General features: G+C 73.1%; 13 protein-coding genes. 3 read left to right on the top strand and 10 right to left on the bottom strand.

The genetic code is table 11. From position 1 onward, the window contains the following. The first annotated feature begins 67 nt into the window (after window positions 1-67). From BJ958_RS00410 to BJ958_RS00400, 3 genes are read left to right on the top strand one after another with little or no spacing between them, the layout of a single operon-like run. Window positions 68-1,186 carry a calcium:cation antiporter gene (locus BJ958_RS00410; protein ID WP_179724540.1) on the top strand — a complete coding sequence of 373 codons (1,119 nt, stop codon included), beginning with the start codon at window positions 68-70 and terminating at the stop codon, window positions 1,184-1,186. Further along, on the top strand, window positions 1,183-2,085 hold the full coding sequence (locus BJ958_RS00405) for a hypothetical protein (protein WP_179724538.1): 903 nt from the start codon (window positions 1,183-1,185) through the stop codon (window positions 2,083-2,085). Before BJ958_RS00410 ends, BJ958_RS00405 begins: the two co-directional genes overlap by 4 nt. Continuing rightward, window positions 2,082-2,627, top strand: coding sequence for a hypothetical protein (locus BJ958_RS00400; protein ID WP_179724536.1), 546 nt, complete (start codon window positions 2,082-2,084; stop codon window positions 2,625-2,627). Before BJ958_RS00405 ends, BJ958_RS00400 begins: the two co-directional genes overlap by 4 nt. Here BJ958_RS00400 and BJ958_RS00395 read toward each other — a convergent pair. The 10 genes from BJ958_RS00395 to BJ958_RS00350 form a co-directional block, all read right to left on the bottom strand. Then, a complete protein-coding gene (locus BJ958_RS00395) occupies window positions 2,614-4,248 on the bottom strand; it encodes a copper resistance protein CopC (RefSeq protein WP_179724534.1) in 1,635 nt (544 codons plus the stop codon). The genes BJ958_RS00400 and BJ958_RS00395 overlap by 14 nt on opposite strands. A 20-nt stretch (window positions 4,249-4,268) precedes the next feature. Continuing rightward, complete coding sequence (locus tag BJ958_RS00390; RefSeq protein WP_179724532.1) at window positions 4,269-4,994, bottom strand: YcnI family copper-binding membrane protein; 726 nt, start codon at window positions 4,992-4,994, stop codon at window positions 4,269-4,271. Window positions 4,995-5,062: 68 nt separating this feature from the next. Next, on the bottom strand, window positions 5,063-5,608 hold the full coding sequence (locus BJ958_RS00385; protein WP_179724530.1) for a hypothetical protein: 546 nt from the start codon (window positions 5,606-5,608) through the stop codon (window positions 5,063-5,065). 38 nt (window positions 5,609-5,646) lie between these two features. After that, the gene (rodA, locus tag BJ958_RS00380; RefSeq protein WP_273520083.1) at window positions 5,647-6,876 is read right to left on the bottom strand and encodes a rod shape-determining protein RodA; all 1,230 of its coding nucleotides are present in this window, start codon (window positions 6,874-6,876) and stop codon (window positions 5,647-5,649) included. Next, on the bottom strand, window positions 6,873-9,026 hold the full coding sequence (gene mrdA / locus BJ958_RS00375; protein ID WP_179724529.1) for a penicillin-binding protein 2: 2,154 nt from the start codon (window positions 9,024-9,026) through the stop codon (window positions 6,873-6,875). Before mrdA ends, rodA begins: the two co-directional genes overlap by 4 nt. After that, the gene (gene mreD, locus BJ958_RS00370; RefSeq protein ID WP_343052511.1) at window positions 9,026-9,628 is read right to left on the bottom strand and encodes a rod shape-determining protein MreD; all 603 of its coding nucleotides are present in this window, start codon (window positions 9,626-9,628) and stop codon (window positions 9,026-9,028) included. Before mreD ends, mrdA begins: the two co-directional genes overlap by 1 nt. After that, window positions 9,625-10,566, bottom strand: a complete 942-nt coding sequence (mreC, locus tag BJ958_RS00365; protein ID WP_179724527.1) for a rod shape-determining protein MreC — start codon at window positions 10,564-10,566, stop codon at window positions 9,625-9,627. The genes mreD and mreC overlap by 4 nt, the downstream gene beginning before the upstream one ends. Next, window positions 10,566-11,597 (bottom strand): rod shape-determining protein MreB, encoded by a 1,032-nt coding sequence (locus BJ958_RS00360; protein WP_273520086.1) that lies wholly within the window; start codon window positions 11,595-11,597, stop codon window positions 10,566-10,568. Before BJ958_RS00360 ends, mreC begins: the two co-directional genes overlap by 1 nt. Window positions 11,598-11,909: 312 nt before the next feature. Continuing rightward, window positions 11,910-12,320: a nucleoside-diphosphate kinase gene (ndk, locus tag BJ958_RS00355; protein WP_179724525.1), complete on the bottom strand. Its 411-nt coding sequence runs from the start codon at window positions 12,318-12,320 to the stop codon at window positions 11,910-11,912. A gap of 45 nt (window positions 12,321-12,365) precedes the next feature. Then, the gene (locus tag BJ958_RS00350; RefSeq protein ID WP_179724523.1) at window positions 12,366-13,133 is read right to left on the bottom strand and encodes a MerR family transcriptional regulator; all 768 of its coding nucleotides are present in this window, start codon (window positions 13,131-13,133) and stop codon (window positions 12,366-12,368) included. Between the last annotated feature and the right edge of the window lie 14 nt (window positions 13,134-13,147).

Genomic DNA, 13,147 nt, shown 5'->3' with positions numbered 1-13,147 from the left:
CGATTCTACGAGGGTGCCCGGGCGCGAGCGGCATCGTCACTGGCCCGTCCCCGTAGGATCCACCACCATGAGTGCCTCCACCTCCGGACGTCTCGGGTGGACGGTGTTCACGCCGCCTCTCGCCGCCCTCGTGCTCGCGGTGAGCTGGGGCACCCACCCGGGGCCGCTCGCGGCCAGCCTCATCGGCATCGCGCTGATCGGGGCGGTGCTGGCAGCGGTCCACCACGCCGAGGTCGTGGCGCACCGCGTCGGCGAGCCCTTCGGGTCGCTGCTCCTGGCCGTGGCGGTGACCGTCATCGAGGTGGGCCTGATCGTGATGCTCATGGTGTCCGGCAACGGCGACACCTCCACGCTGGCCCGCGACACCGTCTTCGCCGCGGTCATGATCACGGTCAACGGGATCGTGGGGCTCGCGCTGGTGGTCGGCGCGGTGCGCCACCACCTCGCTGTCTTCAACCCCGAGGGCACCGGGTCCGCCCTGGCGACGGTGATCACCCTGGCCGGCCTGACCATGGTCGTCCCCACCTTCACCGTGAGCGAGTCGGGCCCGGTGCTGACCGGCACCCAGCTGACCTTCGCGGCGCTCGCCTCGCTCGTGCTCTACGGCTCGTTCGTGTTCACCCAGACCGTCCGGCACCGCGACTTCTTCCTGCCCGGCACCACCTCCACGCCCGGTGGCTGGACGGCCGAGAACGACGCCGACGGGGACGACCACGCGGACCCGCCGACCAGCCGGGAGACGAAGGTCGCGCTGGCCCTGCTCATCGTCTCGCTGGTCACCGTGGTCGGCCTGGCGAAGGTCGAGTCCTACTCGATCGAGGACGCCGTCGACTGGCTCGGCTTCCCGCACGCCGTCGTCGGCGTGGTGATCGCGATGCTGGTGCTGCTGCCCGAGACCATCGCCGCGGTGCGGGCCGCGCGCCAGCAGCGGGTCCAGATCAGCCTCAACCTGGCCTACGGATCGGCGATGGCCTCGATCGGCCTCACCATCCCGGCGATCGCCGTCGCCTCCATCTGGCTCGAGGGCGACCTCGCGCTGGGACTCGATCCGCTGCAGCTGGTGCTGCTCGCACTGTCCTCGGTCGTCGGCATCCTGACGGTGGTGCCGGGGCGCGCGAAGCCGCTCAACGGCATCGTCCACCTGCTGCTCCTCGCGGCCTTCCTGCTGCTGACGGTGGCGCCGTGACCCACCCGCACCGCCGTACGACGACACTGGTCGCCGCAGCCACCGCGACCCTCCTCGCGCTCGGCCTGTCCGCCTGCTCCTCCGACGAACGGTCCGCCGACGACGCGGACCGGATCACGCTCACCCCCGCCGAGGACGGCGGCTCGGGCGCGCAGCCGGTCGGCAACCCGGTCGGCGACGGCACCAGCGCGACGGTCGAGGGGTACCGGATGAGCGACGTGACGCTGCCCGGCGCCGACGGCACCGGCGACGTCGCCTTCCGGATCCTCGACCCGTCGGGGGCTCCCCTGCTGACCTACACCGAGGAGCAGACCAAGCTGCTCCACCTCTACGTCGTGCGCGACGACCTCGCGCAGTTCCGCCACCTCCACCCGACGCTCGGCGACGACGGCACCTGGACCGCCCGCGTGGACCTCGGCTCTCCGGGCAGGTGGCGCGTGGTCGCCGAGTTCATCCCGCAGGGCGCGACGAACCCGATCGTCCTCGGGACGACGCTGCGGGTCGCGGGCGACTGGACGCCGGCCGAGGTACCGCGGGGCACGGCCGCCCAGACCGGCGACGACGGCGTCGTGAAGGCACGCCTGCAGGCCGAGGGCGAGGTCGGCCCGAACGGGCGGCTGCGGCTGCGGGTCACCGACGAGGACGGCGATCCGGTCGCGCTCGGCAGCTACCTCGGCACCAGTGCCCACCTCACCGGCTTCGCGATCGACTCGCGCGGGTTCGTCCACGTGCACCCGTACGGCGCCCCCGAGGTCACCGACGACGGCACCGTGCTCACCTTCCACACCGTCTTCACCCAGCCCGGCGACTACCGCCTGTTCCTGCAGGTGCGCGTCGACGGGCTGCTCCACCAGCTCGCCGTGACCGCCCCGGTCATCGCTCCCGAGGAGGTCTCGTGAACCGCCGCACCGCCCTGCCTGCCGTCGTACTGCTGACCTCGTCGGTGCTCCTCGCCGGCTGCGGGGGCGACGACGAGCCCCAGAGGCCGAGCTCGACGCCGACGGCCGCCTCCTCCTCCGGAAGGCCCACGCCCTTCGCCCACGAAGGGACGACGCAGGACGCGGGCCCGGTCCTGGACGCGGTCGCCGCTGCGCTGCGCACCGCGGGCCGCGTGAAGGTGAGCGCCTCCCTGGCCGGCGGCCCCGCCCGCGAGCTGACCATCGACACCACCCAGGTCGCCGCCGCCCTGGACGCCGTCACCGTGGAGCAGCTCGTCCACATCGGTCCCGAGCAGGTCGGCGGCGTCGCGACCGAGCACTACCGGATCACGCTCGACCCGAGGGCCGCGCTCGCCGGCATCACGCTGCCGGCGCAGGTCCAGGCGATGCTCCCCGACACCCTCGACGCCGACGTCTGGCTCGACGGCCAGAGCCGGCCGGTCAAGGTGACGGCCGAGCCCGGCGTCGAGCTGGCGTTGTCCTACGACCTCAGCGCACCCTGAGGTCCACCGTCGTCACCGGGCTGGTGAACGTGTCGACCCGGATGCTGACCTGCAGCTTCCACGCACCGGCGTGCGGGAAGACGACGTCGGCGGTGTAGGTGCCGGCACCGGTCGGCACGACCGGGACGGTGCCGAGGTCGACACTGTCGGAGCGCAGCGCCACGGCGGGGGCGGCCGCGAGGTCGAGCGGGTCGCCGGCCAGGTTCTGCACCTGGACGATCAGGGTGCGCTGCAGGCCCGGTCCGGCGTCGAGCACCGCGAGCACCTTGAGGTCGTCGCTCGCGACACCGGTCACGACACCGGTGTCGGCGGTCTGCGCCTGCGCGGGTGCCTCGCCGCCCGGGGGCTTCTGGGTCAGGAAGCCGGTCACGCCGAGGACCGCGACGAGCAGGGCGGCCTCGGCGGCGACCGTCCGCCGGACCAGGCCGGTCGCGAGCCGGCGCTCGTCGTGCCCGCCGTCGCCGGCCACGCGCGGCACCAGCCGGAAGCGGTTGTACGCCGCGATCGCGACGACCACGAGCACGAGGCCGACCTTGACCAGCAGCAGCCGGCCCCAGGTCTCCTCCACCAGCGGCGCCCAGGCGCCCACGATCCGCCAGCCCATCAGCACGCCGGTGAGCGCCAGCGCGGCGAGCAGCCCGGCCGCGACCGTGGAGAACCGGGTGATCAGCTGCGCCGCGTCCTTGGGCCGCCCGGCGAGCGCGGGCAGGGCGAGGGCGAGCCCGACGAGGCCGCCGAGCCAGACCGCGCCGGCGGACAGGTGCAGTGCGTCGGTGATCACGAGCAGCATGCTGGGCTCGTAGGCGCGGGTGTGCCCGACCAGCGCGGGCGACCACACCGCCAGCGCCGTGACGAGGTCGACGACCAGCGAGGAGCGGGCCTGTCCGGCCGCCCATGCGGCGACGCCGAGCCCGGCGACCTGGAGGGCGAGCACCTGCAGGTCGTCCTGCACCAGACCGGGGTCGAACGAGCCCGGGTCCAGCACCCCGCCGAGTCCGGAGCCGAGCTGGTAGGCCCCCGCCAGCGGTACGGCGAGCGCCGCCGCGACCACCGCCACGAGCGCGCTCCAGCGCAGCACCCGGACCAGCCGTCGACGCACGTCATCGCGCAGGCGGACGCCGCGGGCGGTCCACGCCAGGAAGATCGCGAGCCCGCCGGCGAGCAGCAGGGCGGCGTAGTCGAGGCCGTGCACGATGCCCTGGACGGTCGGGACCGCGCCGGGATCGGCCGGCCCGGTCTGGGGCGGCACCACCTTCGGGCTGGGCGCACCGACGTGGAAGGTCAGCGAGCCGGCGATCGGGTGGCCGTCGGCGGAGACGACCCGCCAGGTGACGACGTACGTCCCGTTGTCGAGCTCGCCCGGCAGCCTGCCGGTGACCTCGACGCCCTTGGCGGACGGGTCCACGTCGACCCGCTTGCCCGCCGCGTCGAAGGCGAGCAGGCCGTCGGGGACGAGCTGGACCGGCTCGTCGAAGGTGAAGGTCACCCGGGTGGGCGCCTCGGGGAGGACCGCGCCCTCGGCCGGGTCGGTGGAGACGAGGGTGGCGTGTGCCGACGCCGGGCCCGCCGCCCCGACCACCGTCAGGACGGCGACCAGGACAGCGAGCAGGTACGCCGGCACACGCCGCATCATCGGAGCGCTCAGGCCTTCTTGCCCGTGCGGGCGAGGGCGAGGCCACCGAGCGCCAGCCCGCCCAGACCCGCCACGAGGCCGCCGATGGCGAGGCCGTTGCCGGCGCCCTCGTCGTCCTCGGCGTCGGCCTTCTCGTCAGCCTCGGCGTCGGACTTCTCGTCCGACTCCGCTGCACCGCCGTGGTGGCCCTCGGCGCTGGGCTCGGTGATGGTCAGGGCGGGAGCCGGGTTCTCCAGCTCCTCCTCGTCCTGACCCTGCGCCGGGGTCTCGTTCCAGGCGGTCTCGCCCTTGGCGCAGGTCTGCAGCACCGGGAAGGTGAGGGTCTCGCCGACCCTCTCGGGCAGCTGGACCGACAGGGCGAGGGTGTCGCGGTAGCCGTCCTGGAGCGGGGTCCTCGCCGTGTAGACCACCTGGCTGACCCGCTCGGTGAGCTCGTTGCCGTGGGCGTCCTCGATCGGCTCGGGCAGCTTCTCGCTGACCTTCTCGACCGTCCAGCCCGGGTTGACGGTCGGCGTGACCTGCGGGATGTCCGCGGGCATCTGGATGGCGATCTTGGTGGTCGGCGAGCCCTCGCAGCCGTGGGGCACGCTGAAGGTGAGCACGGCGTAGGACCCGGCGGCGGTGGTGTCGGGCGCGACGTCGACGTGGGCGCTGGCGGCGCCGGCGGTCAGGGCGACGATCCCGAGCGCCGCGGTGGCGCCGAGGGTGGGCAGGGTGAAGCGTCGGATCTGCATGGATGTCTCTCTCGATCGGGTGACTCGTACGGAGGGCAGCGGCGAACGCCTGCCCTCCACCACGGGAGTCAGGCGGTCGCGAGCGGGCCCGCCGGCGGTCCGCGGGTCGGCGCCAGCGCACGGTGCTCGCGCGCGGTCCGGCTCCGTCGGGGGGCCGGGGCGGCAGCGCCACGCACCCCCGGCAGCGGTACGACGCCCGCGTCGGTCCAGCGCAGCAGCACCTCCACCGCCCGGCGGCGCAGCACCCACATCGCGCCGGTGACCGCGGCCGCCACCAGGTGGGCGGCCAGCATCGCCGGGGTGAGGCCGAGGAAGGCCGACGTCACGTGCTCGTGCCCCGGGTGCAGGTCCGGGGCCAGGGTGACCAGCCACGCGTGCCCGAGCACCTGGGCGCCGAGCAGCGCCGGCAGGACCACGCGGATGCCGGCCCGCCCGCGCAGCACGACGCTGCTGGCGGCGTACACGAGGACGGCGAAGGCGGCCAGCCACCCCGCCGGCGGGAGCTCTCCCCCGGCCGCCAGGTGGGCCAGGACCAGCGCCGTCACGCTCTCGAGGCTGCCCAGCATCGCCGAGAGCCGCACGCGGGAGCGCGGCGCACGGCGGAGGGTCAGCACGGCCCCCATCCTGCCGGATCGGTGATCGGCCCCCGTCCTCAGCCCCGGACGAGCACCCGCTGCTGTGGCGCGAGCCGCGACGCCGGGGCGGACAGTGCGCGCAGGTGGATGTTCTGGAGCAGGCCGACGGCGAGCATGCCGGCGAACATCGACGAGCCGCCGTAGGACACGAACGGCAGCGGGACACCGGTGACCGGCATGATGCCGAGGCACATGCCGATGTTCTGGAAGGCCTGGAAGCCGAACCAGCAGGCGATGCCGGCGGCGGCGATCCGGCCGAACACGTCGTCGGTGCGGGTGGCGATCCGCAGCGCCCGCCACAGCACGACGCCGAGCAGCAGCACGATCAGCGCGGCGCCGACCAGGCCGAGCTCCTCCCCCGCGACCGTGAACACGAAGTCGGTGTGCTGCTCGGGGACGAAGCCGGACTGGGTCTGCGAGCCGTCGAAGAGCCCCTGCCCGAACAGCCCGCCGTTGCCGACCGCGATCCGGGCCTGCTCGACGTTGTAGCCGGCGCCCTTCGGGTCGAGCGCGGGGTTGGTGAAGGCGAGGAACCGGTCGACCTGGTAGGCCTTGAGCATCCCGCTCGACACCGCCGCGGCCGCCGCGAGCACGCCGCCGCCGGCGAGCAGGGCCAGCCAGCGCCGGTGGGCACCCGAGGCGGCGATCACGCCGAAGACGGTGGCGGTCAGCACGAGCATGGTGCCGAGGTCGGGCTGGGCCAGGATTAGCACGGCGGGCACGCCGGCGACCAGCAGCATGAGGAGCACGTCGGAGGTGCCGACACGGTCGCGCCAGCGGCCCTCGCTGCGCTCGGCGACGACCAGGGCCATGCCGACCACGACGGCCAGCTTGGCCAGCTCGGAGGGCTGGAAGGACATCCCGCCGAGGATCAGCCACGAGCGAGAGCCGTTGATGGTCGAGCCCATGACGAGGACGAGCACCAGTCCGCCGATCGCGACCAGGTAGCCGATCGGCGCGAGGATCCGAACCCAGCGGTGGTCGGTGACCACCACCAGCAGCATCAGCCCGATCCCGATCACGACGTTGACGACCTGCTTGACCAGGAACGCCCGCGAGTCGCCGCCGGTCAGGTCGTCGCGCTCGAGCGTGGCCGACCAGATCAGCAGGCAGCCGAGCAGCGAGAGCACGAGCACGGCCCCGAGCAGGACCAGGTCGAGGTCGGCCCACTGGAGGCGGCCGACCCGCCGGGAGGCCGTCGTACGACGGGTGCTGGCCCGGCTGCGGCCGGGGATGCGGTTGCTCACTGGTCGCTTCCCTTCGCGCGCGCGGGCGGGAGGATCGAGCCGTCGTCACCGAACGTCGGCAGCTGGGCGGGCGGGGTGACGCCGGGGATGGCGGCCTTGCCGGGGTCGACCTGGTCGCCGTCGACGCCGTACAGCGCCTCCCAGATCGCCCGGATGCCGTCACCCGTGGATCCGGAACCGGTGCCGCCCTGGCTCATCATCATCACCACGACGTAGTCCTTGGTGTACGACGCGACCCAGCCGGTCGACTGCTTGCCGTAGACCTCGGCGGAGCCGGTCTTGGCCCGGATCTTGACCTTGTCGAGCGGGAATCCCTGGAGCTTCCAGTTCATCGTGCCGCGCAGCGCGACGCCCTGGAGCGCCTCGTCGAGGTAGGTCAGCACCGAGGCCGGGATCTTGAGCCTTCGCTCCTTCTTCGGCTCGATCTGACGGATCACCTTGCCGTCGGGCGACACGATCGCCTTGCCGACGCGGGGATCCCACAGCGTGCCGCCGTTGGAGATCGCGGCGTACCCGCGGGCCAGCTGCAGCGGCGTGACGATGGTGTCGCCCTGGCCGATCGCGAAGTTCGCGGCATCGGTGATCTTGTACTTCCAGCCCTCCACGCAGAACTCGCGGGCGAACTTGTAGACGAAGTCGGAGGTGCCCTTCGGCCCGGTGTCCTGCGGCTTCTTCGCGATGCCGCAGTAGTAGTCCTTCATCGACTCGTAGTACTTGCGCTTCCACCTGCGGTCGGCGACCCGACCCGACGCCTCGCCCGGCAGGTCGACGCCGGTGCGCTCGCCGAAGCCGAACTTCTCGGCCTGCTCGACCAGCGGGTCCTTGGCCCTGGCGTCGTCGGGGTCGGAGCCGAGGGTCTGCCAGAAGTGCATGCCGACCTGGAAGAAGAAGGTGTTGCAGGAGACCTCGAGCGCGCGGGCGAAGGTGATCTGGCCGTAGGCCGCCGACTCGTGGTTGTGGAAGGCACGGTTGCCGATCTGCACGGCCGAGGAGCACGGCAGCGTGGTGGAGGGCGCGTAGCCGTGGGTCAGCGCGCCGACGGTCATGAACGGCTTCCAGGTGGAGCCCGGCGCGAACTGCCCCTGGAAGGAGCGCGCGAGCAGCGGCGTGCCGGCAGCCTCGGAGTAGAGCCGCTTGAGCTGCTTGTCGGTGATCCCGCCGACCCACACCGAGGGGTCGTACGTCGGCTGGCTGGCGATCGCCACGATCCGGCCGGTCCGCGCCTCCATCACGACGGCGGCACCGGAGTCGGCCTCGAAGTTGCGCTTGGTGACCGGGTCGCGGGTCTGGCGCTGGGTCGCGATCATCTTCGCGAGCTGCTCCTCGACGACGCTCTGCACCTTCGCGTCGATCGAGGTCACCAGGGTGTCGCCGGGCTGCGCCTCCAGCCCGGACACGTCCTCACGGACGCGGCCCTTGGAGTCGACGGCGACCTGGTCGTAGCCCGGCTGCCCGCGCAGCCACTCGTCGTACTCCTTCTCCACGCCGGCCCGGCCGACGACGGAGGCGCCGTTGACCGAGCTGTCGCCGGAGTCCTCGGCGGACTCGAGCTCGTCCTTGGTGATCGGGCTGAGGTAGCCGAGGACGTGGGCGGCGTTGATGCCGTACGGCGCGGGGTACTGCCGCACGCTCTGGCGGTCGACGACCACGCCCGGGAAGTCCTCGGGCTGCTCCAGGATCCGCAGCGCCGCGGCCTCCTTGACGTCCTGCGCGACCGGGACCGGCTGGTAGGGCGAGCCGTTCCAGCACTCGCCGGCCACCGCGCCGTCGTCGCCGCAGAGCAGCAGCTTGCCGGCGATCTCCTCGACGGGGACGTCGATGGCGTCGGAGGTGCGCGCCAGCAGCTCGGCGCGGTCCGCGGACGACATCTTGCCGATCAGCGTGCGGTCGACCGAGACCACCCAGGTGAGCCGGTTGGTCACCAGCGGGCGACCCATCGCGTCGACGATCAGGCCGCGCTGCGGCTGCACGACGATCTCGCGGACCGACTGCGAGGCGGCCTTGCCCTGGTAGCGCTCCCCCGCGATGACCTGCAGGTAGTAGAGCCGCGCGCCGAGCGTGGCCAGCAGCGAGAACACCAGGGTCTGGATGACGATCAGCCGCAGCCGGCTGCGGTGGGAGGCGCCCGCGCTCGTGGTAGAGGAGGCCATCAGGCGCGGGCCCGGATCCGCTGGGTGGGACGCGGCAGGCCGTCGCGGGTGGTGCGGTCGAGCAGCCACAACGAGGCGGGGACGACGACCAGGGCCGCCACCACGTCGAGCACGAGCGCGATCAGGGCGACCGGCAGCAGGTCGCCGATCGCGGCACCGGAGTCGCGCAGCAGCAGCCCGGTCAGCGCGTAGACCGACGTGCCGATGAACGAGCCGCCTGCCGCGGCGGCGAGGGCGAGCAGGAGCGGCGGGCGGCGTACGCCTTCGCGGGCGAAGCGGCTGCCGGCCCCGACATCGCCGGCGTTGTCGTGGACGAGCCGGCCCACGACGTAGCCGACGACCATGAGGGCGAGCGCCCAGCGGCCGGCGAGGTGGTCGGCCGGCGGCGCGACGTCGAGCAGCAGGCCGGCCCAGAAGCCGGTCAGGGTGGCGAACCGCGTGTCCGTGGCGACGGCGGTCGCGACCACCACGAGCAGCACCACGTCGGGGACGACGCCGAGTCCGCCGATGTCCCAGGCGAAGTTCGGCAGCACCGTCACCTGCAGCAGCAGGGCGGCGAACACCGAGACGAGGGTGGCGACCAGCCGACCGCGGCGGTTCACTGCGCGCCTCCCTCGATCACGCGGCCCTTGGTGCCGTAGGGCACCACGACGCCGACCAGGTCGAGCGCGGTGAAGTCGACGGCCGGCGTGATGACGGCGCGGTAGGACGTCTCCCGCAGCGACTCGTAGACCTTGCCGACGGTGCCGATCGGGACGCCGGCGACGTACGGCGAGCCGCCCTCGCTGCCCCAGGTCAGGATCGACTGGCCGACCTTGGGGACCAGGTTGTGGTCGGCGAGCTCCATCTCCAGCCGGTCGTCGGTGCCGAGCGTGCCGTGCCCACGGACGAACCCGAGCTCCTGGTTGTCGCCGATCCGGCCGCCCACGCGGGAGCTGTCGTCCACGATGAGCAGCACCGTGGCGGTGTGCGCGGTCACCGAGGTGATCCGCCCGACCAGGCCCTCCGCGGCGACCACGGTCATGTCGGGGTGCAGGCCCGCGTCGGAGCCGGCGTCGAGGGTGACGGTGCTGGAGAAGGACTGCGCAGGACCGATCGCGATCACCCGCGCAGGCACGAGGGCGTAGCCGATGTCGCCGGACAGCGCGCGCAGCCCCTGGAGGTCGGCGAGCCGCTGGTCGTCGTACCCGGCCTTGTCGAGCTTGCTGCGCAGGTCGGCGTTCTCGGCCTCGAGCCTGCCGAGGTCGTCGCGCAGCGAGCCGTTGGTCCGCAGCGTGTCCGGCAGGTCGACGAGCGGGCGCACGAGCGTGGAGACGCCGGCCTGGACCGGACCGACGACCTCGCCCACGACGCGACGCACCGGGTCGACCGGTGAGCCGTCGGCCTTGTCGACCACCATCAGCGCCGCCGACGCGAGCACCAGGGCGACCACCAGCGACCGGGCCGGGCGGCCGGCGTCGCGGTCGGCGTCGCGGGACGTGCCGGTACGGCGTACCTGGGGGTTCGGCCTGCTCGCGGGGGGACGGGTGTCGATGGCCATCAGAACCGTCGCTGGTTGGTCACGAGCACCTGCTGGAGGGCCTCGAACTCCTCGACGCAGCGACCCGCACCCATCGCGACCGAGACCAGCGGGTCCTCGGCGACGTGCACGGGCATGCCGGTCTCGTGGCGGATCCGCTCGTCGAGGCCGCGCAGCAGCGCTCCGCCGCCGGTCAGCACGATGCCGCGGTCCATGATGTCGCCGGCGAGCTCGGGAGGCGTCTGGTCGAGGGTGACCCGGACCGCGTCGACGATGGCGTGCAGCGGCTCCTCGAGCGCGTGCCGGATGTCGGCGCTGGTGACCTCGACCGTGCGCGGCAGGCCGGTGACCATGTCGCGGCCGCGGACCTCGCCCTGGGGCTCACCGGGGCGCGGGAAGGCCGAGCCGAGGGTGATCTTGACGTCCTCGGCGGTGCGCTCGCCGAGCATCACGCCGTGCTCCTTCTTCATCCACGCGATGATCGCGGCGTCGAGGTCGTCGCCGGCCGTGCGGACCGAGAGGGAGGTGACGATGCCGCCGAGCGAGATGACGGCGACCTCCGTCGTGCCGCCGCCGACGTCGACGATCATGTTGCCGGTCGCCTCGTGCACCGGCAGCCCGGCGCCGATCGCGGCGGCCATCGGCTCCTCGACGACGTACACGCGGCGGGCGCCGGCCTGGTAGCCGGCCTCCTTGACCGCGCGCTGCTCGACCGGGGTGATCGAGCTCGGGACGCAGATGACCATGCGGGGCTTGGCGAAGTAGCGACGACGGTGCACGCGCGCGATGAAGTGGCGCAGCATCTGCTCGGTCGCCTCGAAGTCGGCGATCACGCCGTCGCGCAGGGGGCGCAGGGCGGTGATGTTGTCCGGGGTGCGGCCCAGCATCTGCTTGGCCTGGTGCCCGACGGCGATCACCTCGCCGGTGCTGTCGTTGAGTGCCACCACGCTCGGCTCGTCGAGCAGCACGCCGCGCCGGCGGACGTAGACGAGCGTGTTGGCGGTACCGAGGTCCACGGCCATGTCGCGGCCGATGATGGAGTTCGCCCTCACGCTTCCTCGCAAGACGTCACCGGACCGGTCGGCTGACAGGCCCGTCCGCGCGCGTCGGGGAAGCCGACCCGCTCCCCTCGTGGTGCGAGGAGTGTGCCGGGGAGCCGGACGAGCGCACGATCCGCCCGTCTCCGCTTGCGAGCGTAAGGAACGAGACGGGTCAGGGTGCGCAGGCACGCCGGTACGGCGTGCCTGGTCTCAGGAGTCACACGGGTCACATCGACTGACGTGTTCTTGCGCTTCCTGGCCGTTGCCACGGCCAGGAAGCAGCGGAATCGCCGCTGAAGCGGTTGTTCCTGCGCCCGGGACGCCTCAGGCGAGCCCGGGGAACCAGAGCGCGATCTCGCGCGCGGCCGACTCCGGCGAGTCGGAGCCGTGGACCAGGTTCTCGCGGTTCGACAGCGACAGGTCGCCGCGGATGGTGCCCGGCGCCGCCTTGCGGCCGTCGGTCGCCCCGTTGAGCGCGCGCACGACCTCGATCGCCTCGTCGCCCTCGAGCACCAGCGCGACGAGCGGGCCGCTGGTCACGAACGTCCGCAGCGGCGGGTAGAAGTCGCGCTCGACGTGCTCGGCGTAGTGCGCGTCGGCCATCGCCGCGTCGATGTGGCGGTGCTCCATGGCGACGATGACCAGGCCCTTGGCCTCGAACCGGGCCAGCACGTTGCCGACCAGGCCACGGCGTACCGCGTCGGGCTTGAGCAGGACGAGAGTGCGTTGGGTCACGGGCGCGACACTAGGCCATCGGGCCGCGCTGCCGCTCCCCCGGGTTCAGGCACGGTGCAGCGAGCGCGCGATGACCTTGTTGGCAGAGCGCTGGAAGCCGCGCACGATCGCGTCGAGGGTGAGCCGGCGCAGCGTGCTGATGGTGGCCTCGAGCTGCTCGGCGTCCTCACGGGAGTGGTGGTCGCTGGCGTGGCGCCAGGGCTCGATCACCTCGTCGCGCAGCACCCGCGTGAGCTCCTCGGCGAGCGCCGACATGTGCCGCTCGATCGCGTCCCCGGCGGCCCGCATCCCGGCGACGGGGATGTCGACCTCGAGCAGCTGGACGGCGACATCGAAGCCGTGGACCGGGGTGAAGCGGACCGCACCACGCTCGTCGGTCGCGACCCGGAGCAGGCCGAACTCCTCGATCAGGGTCACCTCGTCGTCGGTGAGCCGGCGGCCGGCGTGCTGGTCGAGCTGGCGACGGGTCAGCTCCTGCGGCTCCCCCACCGTCCACGACGTGAGCATCGCGCGCTGCACCGCGAGGTCCTCGACGCCGGCGTCGACGGGCAGCGAGGCGAGGTACTTCTCGATCGCCTGGAGCGTGAAGCCGTGCCCCTGCAGCGCGCGGATCATCTCCAGGCGCGCGAGGTGGGTGTCGTCGTACCACGCCATCCGGCCGCGCCGGGCCGGCGGCGGGAGCAGGCCGAGGCTGGCGTAGTAGCGGGTCGTCCGCACGGTCAGCCCGGCGGCCGCGGCCAGCTCGTCGATGGTGCGCAGCGGGCCGCCGTCGTCGGCCCGGGGCGCCGGGTCGACCCCGGCAACAGAACTCATGACTGTCACAGTAC

Origin of the sequence: Nocardioides kongjuensis (assembly GCF_013409625.1) — a bacterium.
Classification (GTDB): domain Bacteria; phylum Actinomycetota; class Actinomycetes; order Propionibacteriales; family Nocardioidaceae; genus Nocardioides; species Nocardioides kongjuensis.
This window is presented reverse-complemented; position numbering and strand designations above follow the sequence as displayed.

What these genes read in the sequence shown, in the direction of transcription:
- mrdA (WP_179724529.1), bottom strand. Translation starts at nt 9,026, where the DNA reads ATGGCCTCCTCTACCACGAGCGCGGGCGCCTCCCACCGCAGCCGGCTG.
- BJ958_RS00350 (WP_179724523.1), bottom strand. Translation starts at nt 13,133, where the DNA reads ATGAGTTCTGTTGCCGGGGTCGACCCGGCGCCCCGGGCCGACGACGGC.
- BJ958_RS00410 (WP_179724540.1), top strand. Translation starts at nt 68, where the DNA reads ATGAGTGCCTCCACCTCCGGACGTCTCGGGTGGACGGTGTTCACGCCG.
- BJ958_RS00390 (WP_179724532.1), bottom strand. Translation starts at nt 4,994, where the DNA reads ATGCAGATCCGACGCTTCACCCTGCCCACCCTCGGCGCCACCGCGGCG.
- mreC (WP_179724527.1), bottom strand. Translation starts at nt 10,566, where the DNA reads ATGGCCATCGACACCCGTCCCCCCGCGAGCAGGCCGAACCCCCAGGTA.